The 17,163-nt window shown below is 39.2% G+C and carries 14 protein-coding genes; 3 read left to right on the forward strand and 11 right to left on the reverse strand.

Going from position 1 to position 17,163, the window contains the following annotated elements:
• Positions 1 to 20 precede the first annotated feature (20 nt).
• The 3 genes from AC3WJG_RS11290 to AC3WJG_RS11300 all read left to right on the forward strand — a co-directional run bounded on the left by AC3WJG_RS11290 (position 21) and on the right by AC3WJG_RS11300 (position 3,741).
• Positions 21 to 848 (forward strand): GNAT family N-acetyltransferase, encoded by an 828-nt coding sequence (locus tag AC3WJG_RS11290; RefSeq protein WP_337133594.1) that lies wholly within the window; start codon positions 21 to 23, stop codon positions 846 to 848.
• Entirely contained in the window at positions 845 to 1,954 is a 1,110-nt protein-coding gene (gene menC / locus AC3WJG_RS11295) for an o-succinylbenzoate synthase (RefSeq protein ID WP_337133596.1), read from the forward strand. Before AC3WJG_RS11290 ends, menC begins: the two co-directional genes overlap by 4 nt.
• A gap of 431 nt (positions 1,955 to 2,385) precedes the next feature.
• Entirely contained in the window at positions 2,386 to 3,741 is a 1,356-nt protein-coding gene (locus AC3WJG_RS11300; RefSeq protein WP_114894413.1) for an arsenic transporter, read from the forward strand.
• A 527-nt stretch (positions 3,742 to 4,268) separates the two neighbouring features.
• Here the strand turns inward: AC3WJG_RS11300 and AC3WJG_RS11305 are convergent.
• From AC3WJG_RS11305 to AC3WJG_RS11355, 11 genes are all read right to left on the reverse strand, one after another.
• Entirely contained in the window at positions 4,269 to 4,472 is a 204-nt protein-coding gene (locus AC3WJG_RS11305) for an IDEAL domain-containing protein (protein ID WP_016766443.1), read from the reverse strand.
• A 49-nt stretch (positions 4,473 to 4,521) separates the two neighbouring features.
• Positions 4,522 to 4,689, reverse strand: a complete 168-nt coding sequence (locus AC3WJG_RS11310; protein ID WP_080890234.1) for a Fur-regulated basic protein FbpA — start codon at positions 4,687 to 4,689, stop codon at positions 4,522 to 4,524.
• 403 nt (positions 4,690 to 5,092) lie between these two features.
• Complete coding sequence (locus AC3WJG_RS11315) at positions 5,093 to 5,935, reverse strand: aldo/keto reductase (protein WP_337133604.1); 843 nt, start codon at positions 5,933 to 5,935, stop codon at positions 5,093 to 5,095.
• A 182-nt stretch (positions 5,936 to 6,117) separates the two neighbouring features.
• Entirely contained in the window at positions 6,118 to 9,930 is a 3,813-nt protein-coding gene (locus AC3WJG_RS11320) for an Ig-like domain-containing protein (protein ID WP_337133606.1), read from the reverse strand.
• A 217-nt stretch (positions 9,931 to 10,147) separates the two neighbouring features.
• On the reverse strand, positions 10,148 to 11,023 hold the full coding sequence (locus AC3WJG_RS11325) for an N-acetylmuramoyl-L-alanine amidase family protein (protein WP_337133608.1): 876 nt from the start codon (positions 11,021 to 11,023) through the stop codon (positions 10,148 to 10,150).
• A 195-nt stretch (positions 11,024 to 11,218) separates the two neighbouring features.
• Entirely contained in the window at positions 11,219 to 11,683 is a 465-nt protein-coding gene (locus AC3WJG_RS11330) for a C40 family peptidase (protein WP_016766438.1), read from the reverse strand.
• A 508-nt stretch (positions 11,684 to 12,191) separates the two neighbouring features.
• Positions 12,192 to 12,371 (reverse strand): YfhD family protein, encoded by a 180-nt coding sequence (locus AC3WJG_RS11335; RefSeq protein WP_013055768.1) that lies wholly within the window; start codon positions 12,369 to 12,371, stop codon positions 12,192 to 12,194.
• A 337-nt stretch (positions 12,372 to 12,708) separates the two neighbouring features.
• Positions 12,709 to 13,980 carry a cation:dicarboxylate symporter family transporter gene (locus tag AC3WJG_RS11340; protein WP_337133611.1) on the reverse strand — a complete coding sequence of 424 codons (1,272 nt, stop codon included), beginning with the start codon at positions 13,978 to 13,980 and terminating at the stop codon, positions 12,709 to 12,711.
• A gap of 216 nt (positions 13,981 to 14,196) precedes the next feature.
• Positions 14,197 to 15,120 (reverse strand): response regulator, encoded by a 924-nt coding sequence (locus AC3WJG_RS11345; protein WP_034653912.1) that lies wholly within the window; start codon positions 15,118 to 15,120, stop codon positions 14,197 to 14,199.
• Position 15,121: 1 nt separating this feature from the next.
• The gene (locus tag AC3WJG_RS11350; protein ID WP_098248551.1) at positions 15,122 to 16,429 is read right to left on the reverse strand and encodes a sensor histidine kinase; all 1,308 of its coding nucleotides are present in this window, start codon (positions 16,427 to 16,429) and stop codon (positions 15,122 to 15,124) included.
• Positions 16,430 to 16,988: 559 nt separating this feature from the next.
• The gene (locus AC3WJG_RS11355; protein WP_169305226.1) at positions 16,989 to 17,162 is read right to left on the reverse strand and encodes a hypothetical protein; all 174 of its coding nucleotides are present in this window, start codon (positions 17,160 to 17,162) and stop codon (positions 16,989 to 16,991) included.
• Between the last annotated feature and the right edge of the window lies 1 nt (position 17,163).

Below are 17,163 nucleotides of genomic sequence, written 5' to 3' on the forward strand. Positions count from 1 at the left end.
AATAGAAAGGAAGTAAACAAATGACTGAAGCTTTAACGATTCGTTCACTTACAACAACCACTGAACTAGAAGACGTACGTGCATTAGAAAGCCGGGTCTGGGGAGAAGAAGAAGCCACGCCCGTTCATCAAACCTTGACCGCTGTTAAAAACGGAGGTCTTGTTCTCGGTGCGTTTCTAAATGAAAAGCTGATTGGCTTTCAATATAGTTTTCCCGGGTTTGACGGAACGTGCGTCTATTTATGTTCTCATATATTAGCAGTTGACCCTGCCTATCGCAGCATGGGTATCGGTGCCAAACTTAAGCATGCACAGCGCCAGGAAAGTAAAAAAAAGGGCTATTCATATATCAGCTGGACGTATGATCCTCTAGAAAGCGCCAACGGGTATTTAAATATTGGAAAGCTTGGAGCCGTTTGTTCTACCTATATTGAAAACTGCTACGGAGACATGAATGATCCGTTAAATGCCGACTTGCCTTCTGACCGATTCGTTGTGGAATGGGCATCCGAAGAAGATACAAAACGAGCTCAGCTTCTTTATACGCCAGATCAAATAATGGACGCATCGCTCATTCAATGGACGTTAACGGATGAAGGGTTCCCTTCTGTTACAGATATTGATGAAAAATGGTTGGATCATGATATCGTGTCTGTAGCTATTCCGTCTGCTTTTCAGCAAATGAAAGAAGTCTCTCCTTCTCTTGCATTGGACTGGCGTATGCGAACAAGACGCGTATTTCAAACGTGTTTTGCAGAAGGATTCCAAGTAACAGACTTCATGAAGTATCCTGAAAGCAGCGCACCCGTTCATTTTTATATTTTAACGAAAAAAGAGGTGCAAAAATGAACATAAAACACGTCATTTTACGGCATTTAAAAATGGACTTACTTCATCCGTTTACCACAAGCCTTGGAAAAGAAGTGGATCGAGACTTTATTTTAGTCGAAATTCAAGACGAAGACGGACGATCCGGCTGGGCTGAATCCGTAGCGTGCGCGGACCCTTTTTATAAAGAAGAAACGCTCAAAACAAACTGGCACATCATGGAGGATTTTTTAATTCCCTTGCTTCAAGAGAAAGAAATTCAGCACCCTGACGAAGTATCTCAACGCTTTGCTCATATCCGAGGCAATTACATGGCAAAAGCGGCGTTAGAAGGCGCAGTTTGGGATTTGTATGCGCGCAGGCAAAACCTCTCTCTATCTAAAGCGCTAGGAGGCAGTAAAAGTCAAATTGAAGTTGGTCTCAGCGTTGGCATTCAGCCTACGATTGACGAAACGCTTCGCAAAATTGACGCCGGCTTGAATGAAGGATATAAGCGGATCAAAATTAAAATTAAGCCAAGCTGGGATCTTAACTTGACGCGTGCGGTTCGAAACGAGTTTCCTTCTATTCCGCTGATGGTTGATGCGAACTCTGCTTATACGCTTGCAGATGCTGATCACCTTGCTCAGCTTGATGAGTTTGATTTAATGATGATTGAACAGCCGTTGGCTCATGATGATTTAATTGATCACGCTGAACTGCAGGCCCGCATGCGCACGCCCATTTGCTTAGATGAAAGCATTCATTCAGCTGAAGACGTTCGAAAAGCTATTAAACTTGGAAGCACACAAATTATTAACATTAAAATTGGACGAGTAGGCGGACTAACAGAAGCAAAAAAAATTCATGATCTTTGTCAAACCCACGGTGTGCCCGTATGGTGCGGCGGTATGCTGGAATCCGGTATCGGACGAGCACATAATATTGCCATTACCACACTTGCCAATTTTACGCTTCCCGGAGATACGGCCGCATCCTCTAAATACTGGCCGCGTGATATCGTTCATCCGGAAATCACGGTCGACAACGGGATTATTTCCGTTCCTGATACACCAGGCATCGGCTACGAACCTGATCACGATCAGATAAAAGCGTTAACGTTACACGAAAAAGTCTATACTTGCTAATCTTAAACAGACTGGAGCAAAAGTATGTTAGTTAAAGAAAGATCCGAACGATGAATAGTTCGGATTTTTTTATTGATATGGTGAGCATGGGTTTCATGTATATAGCGGCTTCTATCTGTGCAAGACGAAGACGCCTGCGGGACAAGCAGAAAGCAAAGTCTGGCATGAAAATCAACAGCAATATAAAAAGCAATGCCTGCTAACTCCTTTATCCAATTGATTTTTCTTTAGATTGGATAGATTTAGTTATGTCCCAGCCTCTTTTTCATAGGCGTCTCTCCCAATATGACACGTGCCTTGGCAAGATAAACAAACATATTAGTAAAAATGGTCTTATGCACAATCCTTCTAGTAATAAATGAATATAAATAGAGTGTAAGGGACATGCAAGGGTATATTCATTACAAATTTTAGAAGAAAGGAGCATACTGATGAATATTGAAATTGGAATTGCCATTTTCGTGTTTACAATGACAATGCTCGTCATTTTTTGGAGGCCAAACGGCATCAACGAAGCATGGCCGGCAGCCATAGGAGCAGCCATTATCCTGCTTACAGGGATTGTATCCAAATCAGACATTGTTGATATTTTCGGAAAGATAAGCGGCGCTTCTATCACCATTATTGCCACCATTGTCATGGCCGTCATATTAGAAAGTTTTGGATTCTTCCACTGGGCAGCTGCACGACTAGTGAGTTTATCCAAAGGCTCAGGGTACCGATTATATTGGTACATTCAGCTGCTTTGCTTTTTAATGACTTTACTATTTAATAATGACGGCAGTATTTTAATTACCACTCCAATTTTAATTCTACTATTGAAAAACCTTCAGCTAAAACCCCACCAGCAGATCCCCTACCTTTTAAGTGGAGCGCTTATTGCTACCGCTTCCAGCGCGCCTATAGGTGTAAGTAATATTGTCAATTTGATTGCCTTAAAAATTGTTCATATGTCGCTTTATATGCACACGGCGATGATGTTTGTACCGGCGACACTTGGTTTATTATTTATGTCTTGGCTCATGTATACGGTCGTAAAACGCCATTTGCCAAAAAAACTGCCGCATGCTTCAAAAGATATAGAAGAAAGTTTCTTTACAAAACAGTTTCACCCCTTAAAAGGAAGCATTTCTGTTGAAACAAAACGTAAACGCACACAATTTATGCTGAAAGTTTTATTATTTGTGTTTGTTATGCGCTGTCTCCTATTTGTCGCCTCTTATTTCGGTATACCAATCGAATTGGTTGCCGTACTGGGCTCACTGATCTTACTTATTTGGAGATGGTATCACTTACGTACAAACCCAATTGATATTTTAAAGAAAACGCCGTGGCACATTTTCGTTTTTGCATTTTCGATGTACGTTATTATTTACGGACTGCATAACGTAGGGTTGACGGAGCTACTTGTAAAAGTTTGCGAACCAATTGTAAATCGAGGGCTTTTTGAAGCAAGCTTTATCATGGGAGGACTTGTTTCCATTCTCTCTAACTTGTTTAACAATCACCCGGCCCTAATGGTCGGAACCATTACCTTAACTGAAATGGGGCTCGATCCTATTACTCTTAAAACCATTTATCTTGCTAATATTATTGGAAGTGATATGGGCTCGCTTTTATTGCCGATTGGAACACTGGCTTCTCTTATTTGGATGCACATTTTAAAAGAAAATCATATCAAGGTAAAATGGAAAGATTATTTAAAAGTATCACTTATTGTTATCCCGCTTACCACCATCGTTACGCTTTTCCTCTTATTCTACTGGGTTCAGCTCATTTTTTCTTAATACTGATTTACAGGACGGATTGTACTCTTTTAAAGCTTACAGTCCGTCAGAAATAAACAAATGTCTCTCATAAAAATCCAATAGATTTTTCTATTATTTTTCCATAGATATACATTCACCCAATAAAAACATTTTTTTACATTCACTAATTATTTAGAACAATTTAAAAAGAAAATCAATAAATATATTGAATCGAATTTCCTTCATGTGATAAGATATGGTTATATTGTTACTTTAACAATACATAGAGCGAATGAATTAGAAAATATGCAGATACATAGAACTTTCTAAACCCCACACGCAACATTTAGAGAGTGACATTCATTTTCTCAGTAACACCCATACCTTTCTGAAAAGAGTGAGTACATTAGACTTGCTCTTTTTGTCTGTTTACTAGCAAGTTGCACTTCTTATGTAAGGTCTTGTTTTGCAATAAGACGACAAAAAACAGGTAACTAAGCATGCCGCTTCTTACCTGTTTTTATATGCTAAAATGATTAAATCAACTTCTATCGCGCGAACGCCCTTTACGAAATTGATTTTAATTCTTCAATTAATTGAAAAAATTTCTCTTTGTTTCTTTCTTCTAATGTTTGATCGACTTCACGTAAAATTTGATCTCTTCTAAAATCTCGGATAGCCTTATTTAATACCATTTTAGCAAATATAGAATCGAGGATATCCATACGGATGGGCTGCGAGTCTGTCGGGTGCTTTTCGATATAAATCAACTCCTATCCTTTCCTCTATTATAACAAATTCTAGCAATGTATCAAAATTTCATGGAGATATGCGCTGCTGTGAAATAGCTTCATATTCTGATTCTAGTTCTTGAAGCGTAAGCTCGTATAGCTGCTTGTTTCCTTTTTTATAAACCCCTGCATCCAGCAATAAATCAATCATTGATGTTTTTTTACATTGTATGTGAGAGTAAGCTTGTTTTGTCATCGTTACACCGCCTATTTTACACTTAAAAATGAAATGATTTCTCTATCTTTCACAACCTTTCTTTATGATAAGGCCCGTCCTTTAGCTTACTGTGAAGAAAATGTTAAATTTATGTAATAATGCATAAGAAGAGGCCGGGACAGAACTAACTGAATCCAACTTAAAGACGAACAAATGAGATACATGAGCTAAACCGCTTATGACACCGCCGTTGATTTCCATGCAAGGCTTCGCTTTCCGCGGGAGTCTTCGCCTTGACCTTCAATCAACTGCTGGAAAGACGAAACAGATGAAGCTGTATTCACCATAACAAAAAAAACGAACCACTCATCAAACTTACTGATCAGTGGTTCGTTTTTTACTTGGGCTAAAATACTTTTATCCCAGCCTATTAGTTTTTCTATTAAAAATCAAAGTTGTCCGGATCTGGACCTACTCGGTGATTTTGATTTAATCCATCAATTTTGCTTACGTCTTCAGCATCCAATTCAAAATCAAATACCGATGAATTTTCAATAATACGATGTTCTTTTGTCGATTTTGGAATCGTTACAACTCCGTTTTGCAGATCCCATCGCAGAATAATTTGAGCAACTGATTTACCGTGTTTTTCAGCAATTTCTTTTAACACATCGTTATCTAGCAATTCTCCTTGCATAAGCGGAGACCATGCTTCTAGCTGAATATCGTGCTTTTGACAAAAAGCATGCAGCTCTTTTTGCGTCAAACGAGGATGATATTCAACTTGGTTAATAACAGGCTTAACGTCTGTATCTTTCATTAAGTCTTCTAAATGATGAATTTGAAAATTACTTACGCCCACAGCTCTTACTTTTTCTTCTTTATACAGCGTTTCTAATGCTTTCCACGCTGCTTTATACTTACCTTCTACCGGCCAGTGAATTAAGTATAGATCTAGATATTCTAAGCCAAGCTTCTGTAAGCTTGTTTTGTAAGCAGCCAGCGTCTCTTCATAGCCTAAATCTGCGTTCCAAACTTTTGATGTAACAAAAATGTCTTCGCGTGAAAGACCTGCTTCTTTCAGACCTTGGCGAATTCCTTCTCCTACACCTTCTTCATTTCCATAAATAGCTGCCGTATCAATGCTGCGATAGCCTTTGACGATAGCTGTTTTCACCGCGTTCACTAATTCAGGCCCTTCTTCTACTTTAAATACGCCTAATCCAAACCAAGGCATTTTGACTCCGTTATGAAGTGTTACTGTATCTTGCAAATGATTACTCATTATAAAAAACCCCCTGCTAATTTCTTTACATTTGTTATTATGAAACAGAAAAAAAGAAAAAGATAGAACCCACTTTAAAGTAAGTTAGGCACTTCAAAGTTCTAAGGTAACTTTTTAGTAACCTTCTATCCCATTTAAAAATCACTAAAAAAAGAATCCTCCAAAGAGAATTCTTTTTGTTTTTATTTGACGTTTATATTGACTGCTGAACTTGTATTTCCAGCGGCATCTTTTGCCGTCACAGCCAGCTTTACGCCTGCTTTTTGTTTTGGAATCGTTACTTTAAACTGTCCTTTGCTATCTGCTTTGCCTGATCCGATTACTTTTGTACCGCTTTTAATTGTAATCACGGCGTTCGCTTCCGTTTTTCCAGAGATAAATGTGGACAAAGACGTGACGGCATTTACTGCCGGAGGTGCCGGCGGCGTTATGTCTTGCACTTTCACAATTTTATACGGACTGTATCCTACTTTATTTTGCAGGACTGCCGTTACTTCCGTTCCTGCTTTTTGAGCAGGAATTTTCACGCTGAACTTGCCGTTTCCATCAATTTTTCCACTCGCAATAATTTTTCCGCCTACTTTAATATAAATAGACGCATTTTTTTCTCCTGTTCCCGTTACCGCTGTACTTTTTTCAGTAAGCGTAGCAACGGTTGGAAGCGCTGGTTTTGCCAGCGCAGCGCTAACCGTTACAAACGTATTGGAGCTGTAGTTATTGGCTGCATCTTTTGCTGTAACAGCCAGCTTTACGCCTGCTGTTTGTTTTGGGATAGTGACTTTAAACTGTCCTTTGCTATCTGCTTTGCCTGACGCGATTACTTTTGTACCGCTTTTAACCGTAATCACGGCATTTGCTTCCGTTTTTCCCGAGATAAATGTGGACAAAGACGTAACGGCATCAACAGCCGGAGGTGCCGGCGGCGTTGTGTCTTGCACTTTTACAATTTTATACGGACTGTATCCTACTTTATTTTGCAGAACTGCCGTCACTTCCGTTCCTGCTTTTTGAGCAGGAATTTTCACGCTGAACTTGCCGTTTCCATCAATTTTTCCGCTCGCAATAATTTTCCCGCCTACTTTAATATAAATAGACGCATTTTTTTCTCCTGTTCCCGTTACTGCTGTACTTTTTTCAGTAAGCGTAGCAACGGTTGGAAGCGCTGGTTTTGCCAGCGCGGCACTAACCGTTACAAACGCATTGGAGCTGTAGTTATTAGCTGCATCTTTTGCAATAACAGCTAATTTTGTAGCAGCAGGCTGCTTTGGAATGGTGATGCTGAACGTTCCATCCGATTTGGCATTTCCTTTGCCAATTACTTTTTTATCAATTTTCACATGCACTTCCGCGCCCGCTTCTGTGCTTCCCGTTACGACTGTATCTTGATTGCTTACAGCGTTTACTTTTGGTGTAACAGGTGCTGTTTTATCCTGCACGGTTACAGTTACCACTGGACTTACGCCCGCTGCGTTTCCAGCCGTTACAGACAGCTTGCTTCCTGCTTTTTGTTTTGCAATTGAGATGCTGTATGTTCCTTTGCTATCTGCTTTTCCTGCTGCAAGCTGAAGACTTCCGTTTTTAATAATAACCGCCGCATTTGCTTCTGCTGTACCCGTAACCGCTGTACTTCGATCACTCACTTCATTAACCGTTGGTTTAACCGGAGCTTTTTGCTTTTCCGTAACGGTTACAGTCGATGCAGAGCTGCTATTTCCTGCTGCATCTTTTGCTTGTACGCTTAGCTTTGTATTCGCTTTTTGCAGAGAAATAGAAACAGAAAACGCTCCATTTGCACCTGCTTTAGCCGTTCCCACAGTTGTGGTTCCGACTTTTACAGTAACTGTAGAATTTGCTTCTGCTGTACCTGTAACTTTTGTATCTTGATCACTTACTGCGTTTACTTTTGGCGCAGCTGGTGCCGTTTTATCCTGTACGGTTACCGCAGTGGCTGAACTTGTTCCACCTGCATTTTGAGCCGTTACGGACAGCGTGCTTCCTGCTTTTTGTTTTGCAATTGAAATGCTGTAATTTCCTTTGGCATCTGCATTGCCTGCTGCAAGCTGAAGACTTCCGTTTTTAACGATGACCGTCGCATTTGCTTCAGCCGTTCCTTTGATCATTGTGTCTTGATCACTTACTTCATTTACTTTTGGTGCAAGCGGTGCTTTTAACGTAGATTTAACCGCAAAAGAAGGCGCTTGGCTTTCGTTTCCTGCTTTATCTTTTGCACTTACCGCTATTGTTGTTCCGCCTATTTGTACTGGAATTGAAACAGTAAATGTACCGTTACCATCCGCTACTGCAGAGAACGTTGCATCGCCTGCTTTTACCGTCACGACGGCGTTTGCTTCTGTTACGCCTGTTACGGTCGTATCTTGGTCACTTACTTCATTTACAATTGGAACAGAAGGCGGCGTTTGATCCGTTACGGTCACTACTGTGGCCTTGCTTTCATTTTCAGCTGCATCTTTAGACGTTACAGACACTTTTGTATCTGCTGGCTGCTTGGCAATCGTAATTGCAAATTTCCCAGCTTCATCAGCAAGACCCGTTCCAATTACTTCATTTTCCACTTTTGCAATAACAGAAGCATTTGGTTCTGTCACGCCCGTAAGCGATGTTTGGTTATCTCCTAATGCATTAACTGAAGGTGCATCAGGTGCAACCGTATCTTTCGGTGGTTCTTGCTCCTGCTCTTTTCGCGGATATTTTGTTGTATAAAAACTTAAAAGAGTAGTCGTTGGATAATAAAAATCTAAAATTTCACGATAGTCTTTGCCTAGGCTTGCCATTTTTTGAGCACCGTATTGACTCATTCCAACACCGTGTCCATTTCCTTTACCATTAAAAGTGGTTGATGTGCTTGTTTCATTTGTTTCCGTTACAAGCAGACTAAGCATCGCACGGCTGTTTAACATTGATTTTAGCTTCGTCGATGTTAAATCTTTTAATTCCAAATGATGAACCACTAGTTTTTGCGAACTGTCTACATCTCCTTTAACGAGGTAGTCCACTGTAATTGCACCTTTAGTCACACGGCCCCCTGATGAAGGAGCATAAAAATTCACCTTTGGAATAGAGGTAATTTTAATCGTTTTACCAGGATGCTTATTGGCTACTAACCATGACTTCAAATTATCCGTAACGGTTTTATCTTTTTCAGAAACCGTATTCCACCAAGCGCTATAGTTAGCTAAATCTTTTCCGGTTAAATCAATTTGCGTTTTTTGAATAGCTAACGTCCACGGCGTCTGCTTATCGTATGGATCTTCTTTCACCGGGAAATAAGAAAGCTGAGTTCCTCCCCAGGCATTGCTATTTGATTCGGTTCTTCCCCCGTTGCTTGATGAGAAAACGGCGTTGATTAATTTATTGTTGTATGTGACTACTTGTCCGAATGTCTCATCTACTGCTTTGTTTGTGCTGTCGTACCACGTATAGCCACCGTATACTTGATAGCTTACCGTGTCATTGATTACTTTTCCTGCATAGCTCATTGCGTATGTTCTCGCTGCTACTGCCTGAGTTTTTAAAGCTTGCAGATTCCAAGATGTATAGACTTCATTTGGCACAACGCCTTTTAAATAGTCTTCAATCGGCAGCGTATTAACAGGTCTGACGTACGTTCCTTTTTCATTTGTAAACGCAACGTCCCCTAAGTACTGTCTGCCGTTAATAGATACGGGATTTTTATAAAGAGACGGTGTAATTTCAAAGCTTGTAAAATCACCTAATACAGTGCTTCCTTGTTTTAGAGTGACACCTTGAGTTGTTGCCGTTACCGTATACTCTGTATTTGCCTTTAAGACCAAATCCGAGTTTTTAATAGTGTATAAATAAGACGGCTTAATTGTAATTGCATGATGATCTCCTAAATAGTTTACTAATTTTACAGACACAACTGGTTCTACCGTTTCAGCTTTCACGCTAGCAAGCGGCGTGAATTGAAACAGCAGTACGCTTAGTACTAAAGCAAATGCCGTTAACTTTCTCATCTTGTTCCCCCATTTTCATGTACTGTCTAACGCATTTTAATATCACTCGTTATATCGACACAGTTTTATAAAAATTAAAGCATTTTACCTAGTTTTCTTTTCTGCTCGTCCATTTTTTTGTCGAAAAAACGCTTCTTTATATCATATGAACGACAAAAAAAACGTGTGACATAAATCAAATGATTTAGTCACACGCTTTTATAGGTCTTTTCGCCTTTTATTTTTTCATGTCTTCATATGCCGCTATACCATCTGCAATATGATTCATCAGCTTTGTAAGGTAAGCCTGATCAGACAGGTTCCGGTCTTCTTCTGGATTCGTCATATATCCCAATTCAACTAGCGTTACAGGTACAGTCGACCAGTTAAATCCTGAAAGATCACTGCGATAGCGAATGCCGTCTGCTTCGACAAACTGATCTTTTTTCACCTCTGTCAGAATAGCTTGAGATGCCTGCAGACTCCTTTGATAAATAGACTTTGTATAGGAATTATCTTCTGCAGGAGCAAGCACAGAAAATCCTTTTACAGAAGCATGTTCAGAACCATCCGCATGTATACGTACGTGCAGATCAGCTTTTGAATTGTTCGCAAGCTCCGCTCGTTCCCGGTTGCTGATATCTACATTATCAGAACTCCGAGTAAGCTTTACGGTTATGCCTTTTTCTTCGAGCAGCTGTTTTAATATTATAGAGGCTTCCAACGTCAGCTTGTATTCCGGCTTCTTGGTCACTACGCCTGATGTGCCTCCGGAAACCTTTATTTTCGTTTCTGCTGATCCCGGTCCGATTGGCTCTTTCTCTAGGTTAGCCTGAGATTGATGACCCGGGTCAATGTAGACTAAAAAAGGAGGAGGATCCGCTTTTTCAGGCATGTTGTTTTTTACATTTTTCACTTCATTATCTGCTTCATGAGGCTGTACTGCTTGAAACTGTGAGATGGGCTGCTTCACTCTTTCTCCCTGCGCATGAGCTTTTGGTACATTTCCGCTAACGACAGCTTTCTCTGTTTGACCTTTCATCATAAAGAAAAATGAGAGTACTGCTACTATTGCAACAATACCTATTCCATAACTCCATACTAAGCGCTTCATCTTCGCTCACCAAACTTTCGAATAGAGTGGGATATTCCTTATGTTAAAGTACAAAATGTGTTAACGTTATTATCTCATAGAATATGGATTTTTTTGTATAAAACGTTAAAAATAATGTTGGCAATATGTTATGTATATGCAAACAAAAACAACACTACATAATGTAGTGTTGTTTTCCAAAAAAATGACGGATAGTTAAATCCGTTTTGCACCGATATAACGTGCTTTCCAGTAGCTGTTGCTAAGAGATGTAATCGTCACGCCTTTAGACGTAGAAGCCTGAAGAAACTGATTATTTCCTAAGTACACGCCTACATGTGAAGGACCTTTTTTATACGTTTGAAAGAAAACTAAATCTCCTTTTTGAAGCTTTGCTTTTGAAACGCTTGTCCCTACTCGATACATTTGTTCCGTTGTGCGCGGAAGTGTTTTTCCAGCCTTTTTAAAAATGTATTGAATAAATCCTGAGCAGTCAAAACCTTTTGTTGTTGTACCTCCCCATTTATAAGGAACACCCATTAATTTTTTACCAGTAGCAATAGCCGTGTCTTTGTATGAATATGACGCTGCTTCTACTGTTTGAGCAGGTGCAATAAACGGACTGGCTCCGCTAAATAAGACTGCCGCTGCCGTTATAGACCCAATGATGGCTTTTTTCATTTTTCTCCTCCATTATGTAACCGAACGTTACGTTTCTATAGAACTTATTTTTCAATATGTTCGGTTTAATTATAATGAAAAAAGCCTCAAAAACTATTACGCTATGATTAAATAATGTTACAAAATGGTTACTGAGGTATTTTTATCTTTAGATATGTATAAAAGAGATTGAAACATACCTAAGTCAATCGAATCTACAGACGAATAAACGAGCTAGTATGAATCGCTTGTTACGCGGCAGTTGATTTCCGTGCAAGACTTCGCTTTCCGCGGGCGGCCGGTGAGCCTCCTCGTCACTTACGCTCCTGCGGGGTCTCACCTGTTCCGCTTTTCCCGCAGGAGTCTTCGTCTTGCCCTCCAATCACAAGCTAGAAGCAACTATAGAAATGAAACCTTCGTTCACTCTGCCAATAAAAAATCCGAACGAGTTGGATTCTCCATCAAGAATCTCCATTCATCGTTCGGATTTCCCTTCAATTAAAACACTTTTGTCCAGCCTCTTTTTCTTTTACTTTTCTTTTTGCTGTTTCAAAATTAAGTCTTGTTTTGCTTTAGCATCATGATGCTGCGCTAACTCGCGTGAAAATTCTTCATTTGCTTGATCCGGAGCAATTTTTAACTCTTTTGGTGTTTGAGGCAGTGACCCTTTGTTGTTATGTGATGATTTGTGATTATTTGCTCTTCCCATGTTGAGACCTCCTTGTATTAATCATTTGTTTTTCATCTTTAGTTACTATTCCCAATTTTCCAAAGCAAATTCAACCGAAAAAAGATGGAGTCATAACGAAATAAATCCCGTCTAAAGCCGAATAAGTTGGATAAATGAGCTGGTATGGATAGCTTGTTGCACAGCCGTTGATTTCCATACAAGATTTAGCTTTCCACAGGAGTTTTCGCCTTGTTCTCCGATCAACAACTAGAAGCAACTGCACAGATAAAATCTACATCAATATAAAAAAGATCCGAACGAATAATCGTTCGGATCTTTCTTCAACTACAATGCTTTTGTCCCAGACTCTTTGTTGTTACGATACTTTTTTTGTTACTTCGTTAATGTAAGCTTCCTTGTCTTTATCGTTAAATTGACCTTCCCACTTCGAAATGACAATCGCACCAAGTGAGTTTCCAATTACGTTTACCGCTGTACGTCCCATATCTAACAAACGGTCGATTCCAGCGATAAAAGCAAGCCCTTCTACCGGAAGTCCTACAGATCCAAGCGTTGCAAGCAGTACAACAAACGATACGCCTGGAACTCCTGCAATTCCTTTAGATGTAACCATTAAAATTAATATCAGTGAAATTTGCTGTGTGATGCTCATATCAATACCGTACATTTGCGCGATAAAAATCGCAGCAAGCGCTTGATAAAGAGTAGATCCGTCTAAGTTAAACGAATATCCCGTCGGAATAACAAAAGATGTAATTGCTTTAGGGCATCCGAACTTTTCCATTTTCGCAATAATACGCGGCAATACTGTTTCTGAACTTGCAGTTGAAAATGCTAACAGCAATTCATCTTTTAGCACTTTTAATAAGTGGAAGATGTTAACGCCAGCCCATTTAGCTACAAGTCCTAGCACAACTAACACAAAGAAAATCATTGTGCCGTAAGCAACAATTACAAGCTTACTAAGCGGAATCAGAGACGCTAGTCCAAATTTTGATACGGTTACACCGATTAATGCAAATACGCCAAACGGTGCAAACTTCATAACTAAATTCGTTACCCAAAACATCGCTTCTGCCGTGCCTTCAAAGAATCTTAAAACCGGCTTGCCTTTTTCACCGATTGATGCAATTCCAAGTCCAAATAGGACCGAGAAGAAAATAATTGGCAGCATGTCGCCTGCAGCAATTGACTCAAATACATTCGTTGGAACGATGTGAACAAATGTTTCTACAAATCCTTTTTGCTCTGTAGCTTCTACCGTTGATGTGTAGCTGCTGATATCTGATTTTTCAAGACCGCTGCGGTCCACACCAGTACCAGGGTGAAGCAAGTTAGCTGCTAATAAGCCTACAACAATGGCAACCGTTGTAATGATTTCAAAGTAAAGAATTGTTTTTCCGCCTAATTTACCAAGCTTCTTAATATCACCAACACCTGCAACGCCCACAATGATACTAGATATAACAATCGGCACCACGATCATTTTAATTAAATGAATGAATACGTCTCCAATTGGCTGGAGCACTTCAACTGCTTTAGGATTTCCGTAAAAAATAGCCCCTACAATAATACCTGCAATCAAACCAATTAGAATTTGTCCTGCTAATCCAAGCTTTTTGAACATATCTTTGCACCTTCCTTCTTTTTTCTAACAGCTCAAAGTTGTTTATTTGCACTTAATGTATTCAACAGATACAATTCCATTAAGAACTGTTTATTAAGTAGTTCTTTTATTCATAAGATTACATTATCATAGGCATCACAAAATCTAACAAAAACCTACTGAAACTAACAAAAAGTTTTTAGAAAATTACAAAATGAAAACGCTGTAGTTTTTTTACTACAGCGTTTGTTTGACTTCATAATAGAGCATTTGAATAAATTTTTTTACGTTTATACGACTCGGAGTGCTGCTTTTTCCCGTCCCTTTTTCTATATCTCTCATGCGCTGATGCACCATTGAAAAATCGAAAAACTTAGAAGCGTAATTTTCAAATTTAGGATTAAAGAAGTCAACCATACCAAGAGAAGTCAAATGATTTAAAGACTGATAAATAGCTCTTCTTACTCGCTGCTCAGCTGCTTTCATTTCTTTTTGCAGCACGTCTTCTGAAAAAGATGAACCAAGCTTTCTAACGGTAATTTTCTCAAAAATCTCTTTGAGAGAAGGAAAATGCTGTTCATACATCGTGCTTTTTTCCGTTTGATGCAAGTAATTGATGATTTCAATTAAATCTTTGCTTCCGCTTTCTCCTAAAATCCCAAGTTCTCTTAAAAGAAACCTGCACGCTTCTGCCGGATCGCTTTCTTTTTTACCAAAAGAAGGCGTTTTTTGTTGATTTCCTACATTAAGTACGGTATTTAACGATTCTTGAATTTTCTCCATTGATTGTTGAACATGAATTCGTTCAATTACTTTTTGAATGACCATGAGCACTTCCATACGATTAAGCGGCTTCGTGATATAGTATTCAATGCCAAGCGAGTAGGCTTTTCCAATCAAATCTTTCGTTTCTACCTGTGACATCATAATAATTTTCCCTTTAAAACTATCCTTTATTTTGCGCACGGTTTCGATTCCGTCTTGAATCGGCATTAATAAATCAATAAATAAAATATCGATCTGCTGCAATAAAGAAACTTGATCATTTAACACGATCCCGTCTTCTCCTTCTCCTATAACCTCCCCTAGATCATTATCTTCAATAATTTCGGCTAACATTGAACGAAAGACTTCGTCATCATCTATGATATAAAATCGCATATTAGTCCTTATCCCCCATTAACGTAGAAATAGGTAAATCTATAGCAAATTGAACACCGGGGCTTGGAGACAGATTAACAAATTGAATATTCCCTCCCAGCTGCTCGGTCATTTGCTTAACGTAGACAAGCCCAAGACCCGTAGAAGGCGTTCCGTCCTTTGCATATTTGGATGTAAATCCCGCTTTAAAAATGAGACGTTCATGCCTTTTTTTCACTCCGGGACCGCTATCTCTTACATACAATAAAATGCGGTCTTCTTCTCGACATACATCGATAATAATCGCGCCTTCTTCTTCAATCGCTTCGACCGCATTCGTTACTAGGTTATTAATTAATGATAAAAACAAGTACACGTGATAGCGAGGATGCTCTCCTAAAATCGAATATGAAAAATGAATATCTTTTGCTAACATCGCCGCATATTTTTCGTTGCTGCGCATGACGATTTGAAGCAGACTTTCGATTTCCATATACTCAGAAAATTCTTCTTTTGTAATGACCTTGGACAGTCCTGCTGATATCCGCTGGTTGTCTTTTTTAATATCATGTACTTCTCCTGCAATTTGTAATGCTTTTTGGCTAAAATCGTGCAGTGAAGTAAGCTGGTGGATATCCGCTTCGTGTAATTCTTCATACAAATCATACGACTTTTTCGTAATTCTTTCAGCGTCCTGCAGCGTTTTTTTCAAATGAATGGATTCCTCATATAAATTTGAAAGCACAACAAGCAGCTGATCATTTTTTTGAGAGATTTGTCGTTCTCTCAGCTGCCCTTCGTAAAGTTTGATCATGCTAAACAGGCATAAAACAAAGAAACTTCGAAAGACGCCTACAATAAAAATTTGCATGAACTCTGGAAACACAATATGATGGTGAACCATCACATACATACAAAGCAATTCCATCCCGCCTGAAACCGTTTCGATAATGATGCTCCATATGCCAATAATCCAAGGCTTTGAATGAAAATCGTTAATTTTAAACCACGAAAAAGAAATGGCATAAACGAGATAATAAATCCCCGCTGAACACCTGATCTGCAAAGAATGCAGAAAATCAAATGATTCGTAGTTATACCAGTCAAGGTACATCCGAAAGCCCACTATAGCACTCGCAACTAAAAGACCTGGTATTACAGGAGATACCTTTCTTAAAAGCAGCAGTGAAAAGAAAAAAATGGGCACAGCAAAGCTAACTCTATACGTATCATGAAAAGGATAATATTTAAGCTCTCCTGCTAGCGGCACAACGACTATCATTACCAGAATGAGTAAAACATCTTTTTTTACTACCGTATCAACTTTCATCGTTCACTTCCTGCACTTTTTGAACATAAGTATATAGTTTAGCAATCTAAAAGACAATCGCTCTTCTCTATATTTTTTACATCCCTACTTCCATTTATAAATATAGCCCATATATAAACGGTTATTTATTCTCTTTCATTATTCTCTGTAGTTTTTTAGATTTTCTTGTTTTATTTTGTAATTTTTGTTGTATAGTAGAAGTACCTTTTAAAATGTGAGGCTGTATCACAACTATTCAATTATTATTACATCACCTGATAGCTACACTAAAAAGGAAAACTATTATTTTACAGGGGGAGCTTATTTTACAATGTGGATCATTACCGTTTACTCGAAAAACCAAAGTCCGACTATGTTTGAATTTGAATCAGAGGTAGAGGCAAAAAAGACGTTTCAGGAGATTAAAGGGTGTAAGATCCTATCGGAAGTTATTTACTATAACGACCGAGTTCCCGCTTTAGCGTAAATCAGTTGATGTAGGAAATTTTACAAATTATTGGTTAAAAGCCACATAAAGAGCCAAAGGATGATCCAGTTCCTTTGGCTCTTTGCTGTTTGATTAGAAAAAACTAGGCTGATACATGAGCTGAACTGCTTGTGACACCGCAGTTGATTTCCGTGTAAGACTTCGCTTTCCGCGGGCGGCCGCTGAGCCTCCTCGTCGCTTGCGCTCCTGTGGGGTCTCACCTGTTCCGCTTTTCCCGCAGGAGTCTTCGTCTTGCCCTCCAATCAAC

Source organism: Priestia sp. FW507-14D1A (assembly GCF_058781295.1).

Excerpts from the sequence above, each read along its gene's own strand:
- AC3WJG_RS11290 (WP_337133594.1), top strand. The coding sequence starts at position 21 with ATGACTGAAGCTTTAACGATTCGTTCACTTACAACAACCACTGAACTA.
- menC (WP_337133596.1), top strand. The coding sequence starts at position 845 with ATGAACATAAAACACGTCATTTTACGGCATTTAAAAATGGACTTACTT.
- AC3WJG_RS11300 (WP_114894413.1), top strand. The coding sequence starts at position 2,386 with ATGAATATTGAAATTGGAATTGCCATTTTCGTGTTTACAATGACAATG.
- AC3WJG_RS11310 (WP_080890234.1), bottom strand. The coding sequence starts at position 4,689 with ATGACAAAACAAGCTTACTCTCACATACAATGTAAAAAAACATCAATG.
- AC3WJG_RS11315 (WP_337133604.1), bottom strand. The coding sequence starts at position 5,935 with ATGAGTAATCATTTGCAAGATACAGTAACACTTCATAACGGAGTCAAA.
- AC3WJG_RS11320 (WP_337133606.1), bottom strand. The coding sequence starts at position 9,930 with ATGAGAAAGTTAACGGCATTTGCTTTAGTACTAAGCGTACTGCTGTTT.
- AC3WJG_RS11325 (WP_337133608.1), bottom strand. The coding sequence starts at position 11,023 with ATGAAGCGCTTAGTATGGAGTTATGGAATAGGTATTGTTGCAATAGTA.
- AC3WJG_RS11330 (WP_016766438.1), bottom strand. The coding sequence starts at position 11,683 with ATGAAAAAAGCCATCATTGGGTCTATAACGGCAGCGGCAGTCTTATTT.
- AC3WJG_RS11335 (WP_013055768.1), bottom strand. The coding sequence starts at position 12,371 with ATGGGAAGAGCAAATAATCACAAATCATCACATAACAACAAAGGGTCA.
- AC3WJG_RS11340 (WP_337133611.1), bottom strand. The coding sequence starts at position 13,980 with ATGTTCAAAAAGCTTGGATTAGCAGGACAAATTCTAATTGGTTTGATT.
- AC3WJG_RS11345 (WP_034653912.1), bottom strand. The coding sequence starts at position 15,120 with ATGCGATTTTATATCATAGATGATGACGAAGTCTTTCGTTCAATGTTA.
- AC3WJG_RS11350 (WP_098248551.1), bottom strand. The coding sequence starts at position 16,429 with ATGAAAGTTGATACGGTAGTAAAAAAAGATGTTTTACTCATTCTGGTA.